The sequence below is a fragment of the Pseudomonas sp. SJZ080 genome (assembly GCF_007828295.1).
Taxonomy (GTDB): Bacteria; Pseudomonadota; Gammaproteobacteria; order Pseudomonadales; family Pseudomonadaceae; genus Aquipseudomonas; species Aquipseudomonas migulae_A.
Window position 1 is genome coordinate 265,813 of record NZ_VIUK01000004.1, and the last position, 13,717, is coordinate 279,529.

General features: G+C 57.9%; 13 protein-coding genes. 4 read left to right on the plus strand and 9 right to left on the minus strand.

Annotated elements, in window-relative coordinates:
• Positions 1-16 precede the first annotated feature (16 nt).
• The 8 genes from FBY04_RS08385 to FBY04_RS08420 all read right to left on the minus strand — a co-directional run bounded on the left by FBY04_RS08385 (position 17) and on the right by FBY04_RS08420 (position 8,606).
• Positions 17-3,322 carry a transporter substrate-binding domain-containing protein gene (locus tag FBY04_RS08385; protein WP_145314953.1) on the minus strand — a complete coding sequence of 1,102 codons (3,306 nt, stop codon included), beginning with the start codon at positions 3,320-3,322 and terminating at the stop codon, positions 17-19.
• Between the two features lie 8 nt (positions 3,323-3,330).
• A complete protein-coding gene (locus tag FBY04_RS08390; RefSeq protein ID WP_084321121.1) occupies positions 3,331-3,957 on the minus strand; it encodes a response regulator transcription factor in 627 nt (208 codons plus the stop codon).
• Positions 3,958-4,200: 243 nt separating this feature from the next.
• Positions 4,201-4,605 (minus strand): response regulator, encoded by a 405-nt coding sequence (locus FBY04_RS08395; protein ID WP_084321122.1) that lies wholly within the window; start codon positions 4,603-4,605, stop codon positions 4,201-4,203.
• A gap of 171 nt (positions 4,606-4,776) precedes the next feature.
• Positions 4,777-6,105, minus strand: a complete 1,329-nt coding sequence (locus FBY04_RS08400) for a deoxyguanosinetriphosphate triphosphohydrolase (RefSeq protein ID WP_145314954.1) — start codon at positions 6,103-6,105, stop codon at positions 4,777-4,779.
• 168 nt (positions 6,106-6,273) lie between these two features.
• On the minus strand, positions 6,274-7,437 hold the full coding sequence (locus FBY04_RS08405; protein WP_084321124.1) for an EAL domain-containing protein: 1,164 nt from the start codon (positions 7,435-7,437) through the stop codon (positions 6,274-6,276).
• A 124-nt stretch (positions 7,438-7,561) separates the two neighbouring features.
• The gene (locus FBY04_RS08410; protein ID WP_084321125.1) at positions 7,562-7,903 is read right to left on the minus strand and encodes a hypothetical protein; all 342 of its coding nucleotides are present in this window, start codon (positions 7,901-7,903) and stop codon (positions 7,562-7,564) included.
• Positions 7,900-8,289 (minus strand): phage holin family protein, encoded by a 390-nt coding sequence (locus FBY04_RS08415; protein WP_084321126.1) that lies wholly within the window; start codon positions 8,287-8,289, stop codon positions 7,900-7,902. Before FBY04_RS08415 ends, FBY04_RS08410 begins: the two co-directional genes overlap by 4 nt.
• A 2-nt stretch (positions 8,290-8,291) precedes the next feature.
• On the minus strand, positions 8,292-8,606 hold the full coding sequence (locus FBY04_RS08420; RefSeq protein ID WP_084321127.1) for a YqjD family protein: 315 nt from the start codon (positions 8,604-8,606) through the stop codon (positions 8,292-8,294).
• A 305-nt stretch (positions 8,607-8,911) separates the two neighbouring features.
• Between FBY04_RS08420 and FBY04_RS08425 the strand changes: the two genes are divergently transcribed.
• A complete protein-coding gene (locus tag FBY04_RS08425; RefSeq protein WP_145314955.1) occupies positions 8,912-10,120 on the plus strand; it encodes an ammonium transporter in 1,209 nt (402 codons plus the stop codon).
• Position 10,121: 1 nt separating this feature from the next.
• Here the strand turns inward: FBY04_RS08425 and FBY04_RS08430 are convergent, their stop codons facing one another.
• Positions 10,122-11,834: a monovalent cation:proton antiporter-2 (CPA2) family protein gene (locus FBY04_RS08430; RefSeq protein WP_084321129.1), complete on the minus strand. Its 1,713-nt coding sequence runs from the start codon at positions 11,832-11,834 to the stop codon at positions 10,122-10,124.
• 202 nt (positions 11,835-12,036) lie between these two features.
• Here FBY04_RS08430 and FBY04_RS08435 point away from each other — a divergent pair, with 202 nt between their 5' ends.
• The 3 genes from FBY04_RS08435 (at position 12,037) to FBY04_RS08445 (ending at position 13,717) form a co-directional block, all read left to right on the plus strand.
• Complete coding sequence (locus tag FBY04_RS08435; protein ID WP_145314956.1) at positions 12,037-12,273, plus strand: glutaredoxin family protein; 237 nt, start codon at positions 12,037-12,039, stop codon at positions 12,271-12,273.
• A gap of 162 nt (positions 12,274-12,435) precedes the next feature.
• Entirely contained in the window at positions 12,436-12,756 is a 321-nt protein-coding gene (locus FBY04_RS08440; RefSeq protein WP_017339996.1) for a transcriptional regulator, read from the plus strand.
• A 70-nt stretch (positions 12,757-12,826) separates the two neighbouring features.
• Entirely contained in the window at positions 12,827-13,717 is an 891-nt protein-coding gene (locus tag FBY04_RS08445; RefSeq protein WP_145314957.1) for a pseudouridine synthase, read from the plus strand.

A 13,717-nucleotide genomic window follows, 5' to 3' on the forward strand; every position in this document is an offset into this window, starting at 1 on the left:
CAGCGACCAAGCATAGTTAAGGCTCCATCATTCTGCTTTTGTCGTTTTGCCCAATTTGTTGCTGCAATGCCTGCTCCAGCTCGTGCATCGCGCGTTCTACGGCCATCCTGCATCTGGCCACTTCGTCATGATCAAAAACCTGATGGCAGACCTGTTCGAGCGCCTCGCAGCTATCAATTAAACGTGAGGCCTGGACAATCCTGGCGGCGCCCTTGATTTTGTGGGCGATATCGAGAAACGACTGCGGGTCGTTTGAGCGGGATAACACCTGCAGCGCTTGGCGGTCCAGACGGTTGCTGCTGAGGAGCTCGGTCAACAATCGCAAGTCCAATGCCGGGTTGCCCCCCGTCAACAAGTGCAGCCCTTTCAGGCTGAAGGCGGGACTGCGGTCGGTCGGTACGATGCCGGCAATCCATTGACTCAAGGCGGTCAGCGTCAGCGGCTTGAACAGGCAGTCGTCCATCCCGGCCTGTTTGCAGCGCTGTCTTTCTTCCGGTTGTGCGTTGGCGGTAAAGCCCAGAACGGTGCAGGGTGGACGTTCGGATTGCTGTTCATGGTCGCGTATAGCGCGAGCGAGTTCGTATCCATTCATGACGGGCATGTTGCAGTCGACGATCACCAGATCGAACAGCCCTGTTTTCCACGCTTCGAAGCCTGCCTCGCCATCCTCGGCAACGCTGAATCGATGCCCCAGAAACTCGAGCTGCTGGCACATCAGCAAGCGATTGGCCGGATGATCGTCGACCACCAGAATGTTCATGGGGGCAGTGGAGGTGTGGATTGACGTTTCGGTGATTTGCGGCATCTGCTCGAGTGGCAAAGTGGGCAAAAGCAGCGAAACCTGGACCTGCGTGCCGACTCCCGGCTGGCTGTCCAATTGCAGACTGCCGCCCATCATTTCGCACAGGCTACGGCTGATCACCAGACCCAGGCCGGCGCCGCCTCTGCCCGACTGCCCGGTGCCATTGGCCTGTGCGAAAGGTTCGAACAGTCGTCGTTGATCCTGTTCGCTGATCCCGATGCCGCTGTCCTCAACCTGCAACAGCATCCGGACTTGCTCGGGTTCAGTGGTCGCAAGCAGCTCGACGATGATCCTGACCTGACCGTGTTCCGTGAATTTGATGGCGTTGCTGACCAGGTTCGACAACACCTGTTTGAAACGCATCGGGTCCAGCAGGACGTCGATCGTCGGATTGGCCGGGTTGAATTCCAGCAGCAGTTCAAGGTTTTTCTGACGAGCCAGGCCCTCGAAGATCCGCGCGACCGACCCCACGATTTCGCTCGGATTCACGCGCTCCGGGCTCAGGCTCAGACGCCCGGATTCGATCCGGGCAATGTCGAGAATATCGCCGATCAGTTCCAGCAGGTCCTTGGCCGAGTTGTAGGCCACGTCAATGGCCGGACGGTCTGGATGGTTGTTCTCGATGCGTTTCAGCGTCAGTTCGAGCATACCGATGACGGCATTCATCGGCGTGCGGATCTCATGGCTCATGGTCGCCAGAAACGTGCTTTTGGCGCGGTTGGCTTCGTCGGCGCGCTCCTTCGCGCAGCGCAGCTCCTCGAACAGTTGGCGCCGCTCGATCAATTGATCGTTCAGCGCGCGCTCGGCCGCCTGACGCTGCTTGATCTGGCGACGCATGTAGGCATTCCAGGCCGCGGAAAGCAGCAGCAACACGCCAGCCCCGATCACGATCTGATAGAACAATCGCTGGTAGTTGCGCCAGGTGCTTTGCGAGGACGCCGAATAGCCACGCCATCGGCTGTTGATGATGCCCAGTTCTTCCGGGGCGATGCTCAGGAGTGCCTTGTTGAGGATGGCGTTGAGCACTTTGGCATCGCGTCCGGTCGCCAGGGAAAAGGCGGCCTGCCGGGTACCTATGGTGGTCCGGATTTGAAGTGTGTGCTCGAAAAGCCGTGATGAAATGAAGTAGTTGGCTATGACCAGTGAATTCACCGCACCTTCTGCCTTGCCTTCGGCGAGCAACTCTACCGCGCTGAACGTGTCCGGTGTTTCAATCAACTTGATCCGCGGGAACTCGCGGCGCAGGTAATCCACCAGGGGGCTGCCCTGGGCGATGGTCAGGCGTTTGCCCGCCAACTGCTCAAGGTTTGCCGGGCTGTCGGCGGCCTTGCGAGTCAGAAGGACAAAGGAGTTTTGCAGATAGGGGCGGGTGAAGTTCAGCGCTGTATCGCGTTCGGTGCTGGGGAGCAGGGCGGCGATCACGTCGGCTTTGTTTTCCTTGATTTGTACGATCATCTCGTCATCGCTTCGACTGCGATGGATGTCGAAACGCAGGCCGGTCCGCAACCTGATCAGTTCAAGCAGGTCCGCGGTGACACCGCGAAAATTGCCATTGCTGTCGAAAAACGACAGCGGCGCAAGGGCCTCATTGACCACCACGCGCACGACTGGATGTTGCGCCAGCCACTGTTCCTCGGGGGCGCTGAGTTGTAGCTTCTGGTCGGTGAGAAGAATGTCACTGCCGGCACTCCAGCGCTCGGCGATGTTCTGCCGTTCGCTGGCGGGAATGGCCATGAGCATGGCATTGATGATCCCGAGCAATTGCGGGTTGTGCCTGTGCACGGCAAAGCTGAAACCGTGGGCTTCGTGTTTGCCGAAGTTGGCCATGCGGATGTTGTTCAGGTAACCCTTGTTGATCATGTAATGGGTCGAGATGGTGTCGCCCAGGAAGACGTCGGCCTGATCGAAGGCCACCGCATTGATCGCATTCTGGTAGGACGGATAGGACGTAATGATCGCCTTGGGGTAGAGGGCCCTGACTTCTTCCAGTGGCAAATAGTGATACACCATGCTCAGCCGCAAGCCGGCAAGGCCATCGGTCAGGGATCGGGTTTCTCCCTCCCGCGTCACCAGTACCGGCTGGTCCACGGCGTAAGGGGTAGAAAGCACGATATCGGCGTTGTGAGCCTCAAAGCCATTGGCGGTGCCGAGCAGATCGACCTCACCTTTTTCCAGTGCCTTGATGGCAGCCCCGCGGGACGCAAAGCGCTGGACCTTGACCGGCAAACCGAGGGTCTTGCCGAGGATGCCTGCGTAATCGGCGGTGAAACCTTCGTAGTCCTTGCCGCTGACGGTCATGTCAAAAGGAGGATAGTCCGGGGCCGACGTGCCCAGGATCAGTTCGCGCTTACTCGTTATCCATTGTCGTTGCGATGGATCCAGTTGGACGTCCAGCTGCCTGATAGTCGAGCGACTGAGCAGGGTGAAGTGTTCGCTGGCAGTCTGCGAAGCAGGCACTGAAGTGCTCAGGCATAAACCTGCAGCTACGAGAATCAGATAATCCTTTATACGACGGGGCATCCTGCGTCTCACACTAATGCGTTGCGTTTTGCCATCTCGATGAGTTCAACCAGGGATTTGGCTTTGAGTTTCTGCATAAGTCGTTTTTTATAGGTGCTGACCGTCTTGTTGCTTAGAAACATGCCTTTGGCTATTTCCTTGTTGGTTCGGCCTTGCGCAAAAAGTTGCAATACCATCAATTCCCTGTCGTTGACCGACTTGAACAGTTCCAGTTCGGCGCAACGCAGGTCGTCGCCACGGACAGGATTCAAGGCTTGACTGGGGAAGTAGTTGTAACCTGACAATACCGCTTTTATGGCGCTGACCAGTTCACTCAGGTCTTCCTGTTTGCAGACATAACCTGACGCGCCGGATTGCATGCAACGAATACCGAACAGTGTCGGGCACTGCGCAGTCAATACCAGTGTTTTCAGCGGTGTACTCATTGCGTTGAAGCGTGCGAGAACTTCAAGGCCATCCAGTTTTGGAATGCTGATATCGAGAATAACCAGGTCAGGCATGCATTCACGCACCATCTGCATGGCATCGACTCCATTGTCGGATTCGCCGACAACTTTGTAACCTTCGTGCTCCAGTAACATTCGGACGGCAAGGCGGATGACAGGGTGATCGTCGACAATAAAAACGGAGTTCATAATCAGATCCCATACGAGCTCAAATAAAGCGCGCACCTTAGCTCAGATAGTTGATGGGACGCATGAACTGACGGACCTGAAGCTGCAATATAGGAATAGTCCTACAAACGAAAAGGAATGGGGCTACGAATCAACTAGGTTTTGCATGAGGACGGATAGAGTTATTGGTGGTTGGTCGATATTTCAAAGTTTTATTTCGTAAGTTTCAAATAGCGCTTGGGTGAAGTGTGTCGCAAACCATTTTTATAAATGGATTGAGCTCAATAGTTTTCTGAATTCGAATTGTTTCAATGGCTTTATCAAATAACCAAGTAGGGGCAGTCCGTGTGCGTTCGCGGTTTTTTCAAGACCTTCTAGTTCTGTACACGTCAAGCTGCTTAACAATATTGCCTGCCTGATCAACCCTCGATGACTGGCGAATTTGACCAGGTCCAGCCCAGGAAGATCGGGTAGACATTGATCGCATAAAAGAATGTCAAATGGTTGCACCGCCGCGAGCATTTGCTGCAAGGCATCTTGGGCGCTGTGGGCGGTCGTCAGTTGGGTGAAGCCGTAACTTTCAAGCAAGTACTGAGTCGCCCTTAGTTGAAAGGGATGATCTTCCACCAGCAGGATGCGCAAATCGTCTTCGAACCTGGGATTACTCACGCTTTAACTCTCATATAGAGGGGCCTGTCATTATTTCGCGGGAATGGCGAGCAATCGATCAGTTTGCTCGGCGTGAGGTGTAGGGGGATTCGGCGAATGCTGAACGCACTTGGGCTTTCAGCGGCTGATCAGCCATTCCTGGCGGCGTAATGGCTGACCAGACGGGTTTCGTCAGTGGCTCGAACGGCCGGTCATCTCCAGCGCCATTTCGCTGGCATAGCTGTCGGTCATGCCGGCGATGAAATCAATCATGCGCAGGAACGAGGTGTGCAGCGGGCCGTAAGGGTCGGGGGCGTTGTTGCCCAACAAATCAAGGATGCGACAGCTCTTGAAGGATGGCGTGCGACCGTTGTGCTGCTCCAGCGCCGCGCCGCAGAAGGCGTTGAGCAGGATTTCCAGTGTGGTGTAGGCGCCGATCTCGTGCAGGGTCTTGCGCTTGTCCTGGAAGATCTTTTTGCGCGCCATGTCTTTGGCATTCAATACGCAGCGTTTGGCGGGGCCGTGCATGTGTTCCACCAGGTCGCCAGGCAGCGTGCCGGCCAGCAGCGCGTCCTGTTGCTCGACAAAGGCTCGGGCTGCGGCGTTGGTCAGGTGCTCGATGGCTTTGCCCCGCAGGATTGCCAGTTTGCGACGACGCGAATCCCGCGGGCCGAGCTGGCGATAGGTTTCCGGCAGATCGTCGCCCACCAGGTCCAGCAACAGGGACTCGACTTCGGCGTACTCCAGCAACTCCATTTCCAGGCCATCTTCGAGGTCGATCAGCGCGTAGCAGATGTCATCGGCGGCCTCCATCAAATACACCAGCGGATGGCGTGCCCAGCGTTGTTCCTCAAGTTGCGGCAGGCCGAGTTTATGAGCGATCTGTTCCAGCAATGGCAATTCACTCTGATAGCAGCCGAACTTGTGTTTCTTGTAACCCAGCGAGTCGGCGTGCTTGGCCGTCCAGGGGTATTTCAGATAGGTGCCCAGGGTGGCGTAGGTCAGTCGTGTGCCGCCATCGAACTGGTGGTATTCCAGCTGGGTGAGCACGCGGAAGCCTTGAGCATTGCCTTCGAAGTTGAGGAAGTCATCACGTTCGACTTCGCTCATTGCTTCCAGCCATCCGCGGCCGGCGGCTTGCTGGAACCAGTGGCGGATCGCGTCTTCACCGGAGTGACCGAAGGGTGGATTGCCAATGTCGTGGGCCAGGCAAGCCGATTGCACCACCATGCCAAGGTCGCTGGGTTCGCACCAGTCGGGCAGGGCGCTGCGAATGGTTTCGCCGACGCGCATGCCCAGCGAACGGCCGACGCAACTGACTTCCAGTGAGTGGGTCAGGCGCGTGTGGATGTGATCGTTGCTGGAGACCGGATGGACTTGGGTCTTGCGCCCGAGGCGGCGAAACGCGCCCGAGAAAATAATTCGGTCATGGTCTTTGTGAAAAGGGCTGCGGCCGAGTTCTTCCGGGCTGTGCAGAGGCTTTCCGAGGCGTTCGCGGGTGAGCAGGGTTTGCCAATCCAAGGCTGGTTCTCTCCGTCAGGTGACTGAGCCTTAAGCTTCAGGGTTCGCGCCATGGCCTGCAAGGGAAAAACACGCATGCACCTGTAGGCGCCGAGCTTGCTCGCGATGACGGTATGTCAGGCGCTGCGGTATCGAGTGAACTGGCTTCATCGTGAGCAAGCTCGGCGCCTATAGCCCGGCGGCGTCGATATCGATGAGTAGCAGTCGCTCGCCGTTGTTGAAAAACTGCCCGGCCGTGAGGCAATACTGGTTGCTGGTGGCATCGCGGTAAGTGTTGGAAAGCGTCAGCCGGCGCTCATCCCAACCCTCAGCCAGCAAGTGATAGAAGTACGGACGCCATGACCAGTTGTGTCCCAGGTAGCGATCGTCGGCTTCCCAGCCGTTGTTGCGCCATTCAAGGTTCGGCGTCAGTTGCGTGCCGTGGCGGTCACATTGATAGAAACGCAACAGCCAGGGAAAGGCGTCCAGCTGTGGCAAGGCGCTGAGTGGCGCGCACGTCTGGGCCCACGTTTGCAGGATCGCCATCAGTTCGCTGAGTTGCTGGCGCATGATCATCAGTCGGCCGCGTTCAGCCAGTTTCTGTTGGACATAGCGCTGACGCAGTTGGGCGAAACGCTCGACAAAAGCGTCGGTGGCAAAGAAGTCCACTTGCGCGCGGGCGAACAGAAAACCCTGCACGTAGCGCGAGCCGCACTCGAGGGCAAAATTCAGTTGCGCTTCGGTTTCCACCCCTTCGGCAATGATCCAGCAGCCGGTTTTTTCCGCCATTAGCGCGAGGGCCTTGACCACGTCACTGCTGGGCCCGCCCAACGCAGCGGCCTGGAACAGCCGCATATCCAGCTTGAGGATGTCCGGTTGCAGAGCGAGCACACGATCGAGCTGTGAGTAACCTGCACCGAAATCATCGATGGCGATCCGCGCACCGGCTTGCCGGTATCGCGCCACCACATCTGCCAGCCGCTGGATGTCGCCGCCCAGTTCAGTGATTTCGAAAACGATTCGCTGTGGGTCGACGCCATGCTGCTTCAATTGCTTGAGGCTGGGCAGCGCCTGGTCCGGGCGCAAGCGACTGATCCAGCGCGGCGAAATGTTCAGGCTGAGAAACCAGTCGGCGGGCGCTTCGTGCAGACGGCTCAGGGCGTTATCACGGATCTGGCGATCCAGACGGCGGAGCGCGATGGCCGGGGTTCGCGGGTCGGCAAACAGCGGTCCCACGGAGGTCAGTTGACCGTCGGCTTGACGCAGTCGGCCCAATGCCTCGACGCCGGCGATACGGCCGGTGGCGGTATCGATGAACGGTTGAAAGCAGGCAAGCGGTTGCCCGTCGATCACGAGGCCTCCTTAGTAGGTCTTGTTTTTGGATGAAACCTGATGGCCGGGTAGGCAGGCAGGTGTGAACCTCTCGATAAAGAGGTTCATCCCGGTGATATTGCAAGAATGCAGCCAGATAGCGGCTTCAGTGTTTGGGCGAGTTGCCTTGCATGATCAGTTTGATCAACGGCCCCAATGTGGTGCCCAGGCGTACCAATCGAGTCAGGCTGCTCACGCCGCCATTCCTGGTGCCCTTGCCAGTCAAAAAGCCCAGCAGGGTCACGGCCGCCACGCCCCAGAGCGGGGCATGCTTGATGCCGAAACCGTCTTGCAGGTTTTGCGTCATCCCGCGCACCCGCTGCAAGGGTTGCAGCAGTTGCGCGGATTCGTGACGAATTTCCTGGCGATGCATTTCCATGCGCAAGCGAATCAGCGCCTTGCGCATTTCCGTGCGCGAGCTGTTGTGAGGCAGTTCAGGCAGGTTCATGGCAGCAGGCGCTCCCGATCATTGGCCAATTCTTCCAGGGTGCCATGGAAGGGCGAGGATTCATCGAAGATCGCCGCCCTCAGACGCATCCCGCAGAAGATGCAGGCAAGGGTGTAGAACACGCAGAGCCCGATGATGGCCGTCAGGCGATAAGTGTCCCAAAAGAGGATCAACACCAGCGTCGACAATCCCACCAGCAACAGCAAGGCAAACACCAATGCCAGGCCTGCGAACAGCAATAGGCTGACGGTACGGGCCTTTTGTTCCTGCAATTCGATGCCGAACAGCTCGACATGGCTGTGCAGCAATCCAAGGAATGCGGCACCCAGGCGCCGCGGTGAAGAGCTTGGGCCCGTCGCGGACGAGCCGGATTCGCCGATCGCCATAATCAGCGCCGGGTTGCCAGCAGACCAATCAGGAAACCCACACCGGCTGCGATCCCGACCGATTGCCATGGGTTGGCCTGTACATAGTCTTCGGTGGCGGTAACGGCGGCCTTGCCGCGTTCGCGCAGGGAGTCTTCGGTCAGTTTCAAGGTTTCGCGTGCACGCAGCAGACTTTCGTGGATTTGCTCACGCAACTCATCAGCCTGATCGCCAGCCAAGGTTGCGGTGTGTTCCAGCAACCGTTCAGTGTCGCTGACCAGTGTCTGAAAATCATTCATCAGGATTTCTTGAGCAGTCTTTGCCTTGATGCTGGCCATTGGTGATCTCCGTAAGTGGCTTCTGTTGCGTTCGAGTATGAGCCTTGCGTGAAGGTTCAGTGCAAATCACTGGTACAACTTTTGCTTTGTCGTGGTGCGCCGGCCAGCGTGATTGCGCTGTTGCCGGGCAGGATTCGAGCAAAACCTTATCTCAAATAATGAAAACCCGCGCAAAGGTTCCCGCCTTGTGCGCCAAAGCGGCACATCAGGATCAATGTGTAGATCCTGAAAGGTTGCAACTTGGTGCACGAATTGTCTGCGCGAACTGCTTTGGTGCTTTTTTAGCCTTCAGGTCTGCCAACACCATGGAAAATCTGCAAAGCGCTGTGGACAGTCTGGTCCATAGCTCCAACACGTTGTTCATCTTGATTGGTGCTGTCATGGTTTTGGCCATGCATGCCGGTTTTGCCTTTCTCGAAGTCGGTACGGTTCGACAGAAGAATCAGGTCAACGCCTTGTCGAAGATCCTCAGCGACTTCGCCATTTCGACCCTGGCCTATTTCTTTATAGGCTATTGGATTTCCTACGGAGTGACCTTCCTGCAACCGGCGGCGGTGATCAATGCCGATCATGGTTATGGCCTGGTGAAGTTTTTCTTTCTGCTGACGTTCGCGGCGGCGATACCCGCGATCATTTCCGGCGGCATCGCCGAGCGTGCGCGGTTCGTACCACAGTTGTGTGCGACGGCGCTGATCGTGGCGTTCATCTATCCGTTTTTCGAGGGCATGATCTGGAACGGTAACTTTGGCCTGCAAGCCTGGTTGCTGGAGCGCTTTGGCGCCAGTTTCCATGATTTCGCCGGCTCCGTGGTGGTTCACGCCATGGGCGGGTGGCTGGCGCTGGCGGCGGTGGTGTTGCTCGGTCCAAGACAAGGTCGCTATCGCGACGGAAGACTGGTGGCGTTTGCACCCTCGAGCATCCCGTTTCTGGCGTTGGGGTCGTGGATCCTGATCGTTGGCTGGTTCGGTTTCAACGTGATGAGCGCGCAAACCTTGCAAGGGGTCAGCGGGCTGGTGGCGGTGAACTCGCTGATGGCCATGGTCGGCGGCACTGTGGCGGCGCTGATCGTCGGGCGCAATGACCCGGGCTTTCTGCATAACGGCCCGCTGGCCGGGCTGGTGGCAATCTGCGCCGGTTCCGATCTGATGCACCCGGTAGGAGCGCTGGCGACAGGCGCCATCGCCGGGGCGCTGTTTGTCTGGTGCTTTACTGCGGCCCAAGGCAAATGGCACATCGATGACGTATTGGGTGTCTGGCCATTGCATGGCCTGTGCGGTGTCTGGGGCGGAGTCGCTTGCGGCATCTTTGGCCAAAGTGCCTTGGGTGGTCTGGGCGGTGTAAGCCTGATCAGCCAGTTGATCGGCACCACGCTGGGAGTGGTCGTAGCGCTGGCCGGTGGTTTCGCGGTGTATGGCGTGATCAAGGCGCTTCATGGCCTGCGCCTGAGCCAGGAAGAAGAGTATTACGGCGCAGACCTGTCGGTGCACAAGATCGGCGCCGTGAGCCAGGATTGAGTCAGTTCTCTTCATCGTTGGCGCCGGGATAAAAGCCGTGTAGCAGGCGATAGCGGTCACGCCGTATCTGGTTAGCCCGCTCCTGGACCTGATGTGCGGGTAGACCCAGCATGATCAACGCGTGGGAGGCGAGCATCAGGCTCGACTCCAGTAACTCGGGCACGACTTCGCTGGCGCCGGCTGCTTTCAACTCGGCCAGTTGGCTGTCGTCCCGAGTGCGTACCAGGATTGGAACGGTCGAATTCAATAGGCGCGCCTCCTTGAGAATCAGTAACGCGATATCGGCCTGGTCCACGGCAATCACCAGTAGCCTGGCGCGTGCCAGCCCTACCGCCAGCAGCAGCTCACCGCGCCGTGAATCGCCATAGTGCACACAGGTTTCACCCACGGCGGCTTCCTGGACACGCACCGGATCGGTGTCCAGCGCGATATAGGGCTGCAGCGCATTGCGCAGCGCTCGCCCGATCGACTGACCCACGCGACCGTAGCCACAGATCACCACGTGGCTGTGCAAACCGGCGTTTAGCGTGCTTATTTTCTCGAGTTTGGCTTCTTCGTTGGGCTTGCGGTGCAGGCGTGTCGCGATGCGGGGCGCCGCGCGCAGCAATAGCGGCGTCAGTAGCATCGAGCAGAAGGTCGCGGCCAGCAGCAACCCGCCGAGGTCGGCGGGCATCATTCTGTTCTGTTGCATCAGGGCCATCAACGCGAAGCAGAACTCGCCGCCCTGGGCCAGTGCCAGTCCGCTGCGCCAGGCAGTTTCAACATCACTGCCGCGCCATTTGACCAGCAGCGCGACCACGCACCCCTTGATCAGCAGCAACCCAGCGGTCAGACCGAGGATCAGCAAGCCGTGATTGAGGAACAGCTGCAAATCGATGAGCATGCCAATGCTGACGAAGAACACCCCGAGCAGAATGTCGCGAAACGGGCGGATGTCGGCTTCGATCTGATGGCGGTAGTGGCTTTCTCCCAGCAACATGCCGGCGAGAAAGGCACCCAGGGCAGGGGAGAGTCCGAGCAGGTGAGTGAGCCAGGCCGTCAGCAAAACAATCACCAGTGCCAACAGTACAAACAATTCTGCAGAGCGGGCGGCCGCCACTTCATGAAATAGCCGTGGCAGAAACCAGCGACTGGCCATCAGCAGGCCGACGAAGAGCACGACGGTCTTGCCGAGCGTCAGTGGTAACGCCCAGTACCAGACCTGATCGCTGTTGCCGGCGAACACCGGCACCAGCGTCAACAGCAACACTGCCACGATGTCCTGGAACAGCAATACGGCGATGGCGTTCTGGCCGTGGCTGCTGAAAATCTCGCCGAGACTCCCGAGTTCCTTGCTGACAATGGCTGTAGAAGATAACGATAGACCGGCTCCGAGCAGCAGCGCGGGCGTCGCCGACATGCCGAACAGCATCAGCAAACTCCCCAGCAGTATCGCGGTGATCACCACTTGCTGGCTGCCGAGCCTGAACACCACTTTGCGCAATTCGAGCATTTTCGACAGGGAAAACTCGAGCCCGAGGGTGAACAGCAGGAACACCACCCCGAGTTCGGCGAGGTCGGGCAACTCTTCGCTTTCATTGATCCAGTTGAATGCCGTGGGGCCGATCATCAGCCCCACGCACAGGTAACCCAGCACCGGCGGCAGGCGCAGGCGCTGGAACAGTGCAATCACCACCAGGGAGGAGGCGAGAATGATCAACAGGTTGGCGAACACGAAAACTCCAATGACAGGCGCTGGCTACTCTAGCGTAGAGGCAAAAAAGCCGAGAGCATCACGTAAAAGACATTTCGGGCGATTGATGTGCATCAGGGTTTTACCGCAGCCGCTCCGATCATGCCCCAGCCGACGATTCAATGGCTCGACGGTTTTTCGGGGCAAGCCTAGAATAATCACTTAATTTTTCGGTTGAGCGCTCATGCTTCCTGAATGTCAGCTGTTCGGCACCCTTGGGTGCCACCTCTGTGAAGTGGCGGAAGCCATGCTGATGGAGTTCGTCGAACGCGGCCTGCTGGTGGAGTTGGTAGATATCGCTGACGACGAAACATGGTTCGAAGCCTACAGCCTGCGTATTCCGGTATTACGCCGAATCGATACCGGTGCTGAGCTGGGCTGGCCGTTCAGTGCCGATCAGGTGGTGAGCTTCCTGCGCTGATCGGGTTTTACAACAATCTTCCCGGCGGTCGAGCTTTACGATTGATCCCTTGGCTTAAGTCTTCGTGTTCGGGTACTGTATGCGCATACAGTTATTCAGAAGCCTGCCCTTGCAGTTTCCGTTAATCGGATAGGGGCAAGCCGGGCGTGAGAGGGGTGAGTCGTGGTCAATGTAGAACAATTGAAGAACAGCGTTAACCGGATGTCGGTGGACGTGGTGCGTGAAGCCGTCCTCGAGTTGCAACTGGATGGTCTGGTCACGGAAGGGAAAACCCCGTTCAACAAGCTGCATTTCAATACCTGTTTCGCCGAAATCGAGGCACTTTTCCAGCGTGCGGGCTATCACCGGCAGCTGGATGTCGTGGGTTATCAGGGGTTGTTGTACGCACTTTATGATCCGGGGCGCTGGGAAGCGGTCGATGTGTTGCGCTGGCTCAAGGAGTTCACCGAAGCGGCGGCGCGCTCGCAGTCGATTCCGGCCTGAGGATTCTCCTCTAGGTTCGTTCCGGCCACTGCTGGATAATGCCGCCCTGTGTCGAGAGTCAGAGCTTCGTATGTCCACTTCATCTTTTTCTGCTGCGCACAACCAGGCCAGCACACTCTACTTGCCGCCAGGGCCGTGGCAGACCGTGCTCGATTGCCTGTGTGAACACTTTGGCGCCATCGGTCGTGAACAATGGCTGGACAGAATTGCTCGTGGCCGTGTGCTGGACGGGCATGGCGTGCCAATCGCCCTTGATCTTGCCTACAAGGAAGGTCTGCGGATTCACTATTTTCGGGAAGTGCCGGACGAAAAGCCGATCCCTGTGATCGAGTCGATTCTGTATGCGGATGAGCATCTGGTGGTGGCAGACAAGCCGCACTTTCTGCCAGTGACGCCGGCGGGCGAATATGTAGAGCAGACATTGCTGCGGCGGTTGATTCGCCGACTCGATAACCCGCATCTGGTGCCTTTGCATCGCATCGACCGGCATACGGCGGGGCTGGTGCTGTTCTCTGCCAACCCTCAGAGCCGTTCCGCGTACCAGTCGTTGTTTCCCACGCGGCAGATCGATAAACGCTACGAAGCCATTGCCAAGGCATTGCCTGAAAGGGTCTTTCCCTTGGTTCACAAGAGTCGGCTCATCGATGGCGAGCCTTTCTTCCGCATGCAGGAAGGACCGGGTGTCAGCAATACCGAGACGGCTGTCGAAGTCAGGGAGAAGAACGGTGATCTCTGGCGCTACGGGCTTTACCCGGTGACGGGCAAGAAGCATCAGTTGCGGGTACACATGACGGCGCTTGGCGCCAGCATTTGCAATGACCCGTTCTATCCGCACGTGCTCAAGGATGTCGAAGACGACTATGCCAACCCGTTGAAGCTTCTGGCACAGGGGCTGCGATTTGTGGACCCGGTTACCGGTGAGCAAAGAGACTTCGAAAGCACCATCACCCTGCAATGGTGA

Excerpts from the sequence above, each read along its gene's own strand:
- FBY04_RS08445 (WP_145314957.1), top strand. The coding sequence starts at position 12,827 with ATGTCCACTTCATCTTTTTCTGCTGCGCACAACCAGGCCAGCACACTC.
- FBY04_RS08385 (WP_145314953.1), bottom strand. The coding sequence starts at position 3,322 with ATGCCCCGTCGTATAAAGGATTATCTGATTCTCGTAGCTGCAGGTTTA.
- FBY04_RS08420 (WP_084321127.1), bottom strand. The coding sequence starts at position 8,606 with ATGGCCAGCATCAAGGCAAAGACTGCTCAAGAAATCCTGATGAATGAT.
- FBY04_RS08435 (WP_145314956.1), top strand. The coding sequence starts at position 12,037 with ATGCTTCCTGAATGTCAGCTGTTCGGCACCCTTGGGTGCCACCTCTGT.
- FBY04_RS08390 (WP_084321121.1), bottom strand. The coding sequence starts at position 3,957 with ATGAACTCCGTTTTTATTGTCGACGATCACCCTGTCATCCGCCTTGCC.
- FBY04_RS08415 (WP_084321126.1), bottom strand. The coding sequence starts at position 8,289 with ATGGCGATCGGCGAATCCGGCTCGTCCGCGACGGGCCCAAGCTCTTCA.
- FBY04_RS08425 (WP_145314955.1), top strand. The coding sequence starts at position 8,912 with ATGGAAAATCTGCAAAGCGCTGTGGACAGTCTGGTCCATAGCTCCAAC.
- FBY04_RS08410 (WP_084321125.1), bottom strand. The coding sequence starts at position 7,903 with ATGAACCTGCCTGAACTGCCTCACAACAGCTCGCGCACGGAAATGCGC.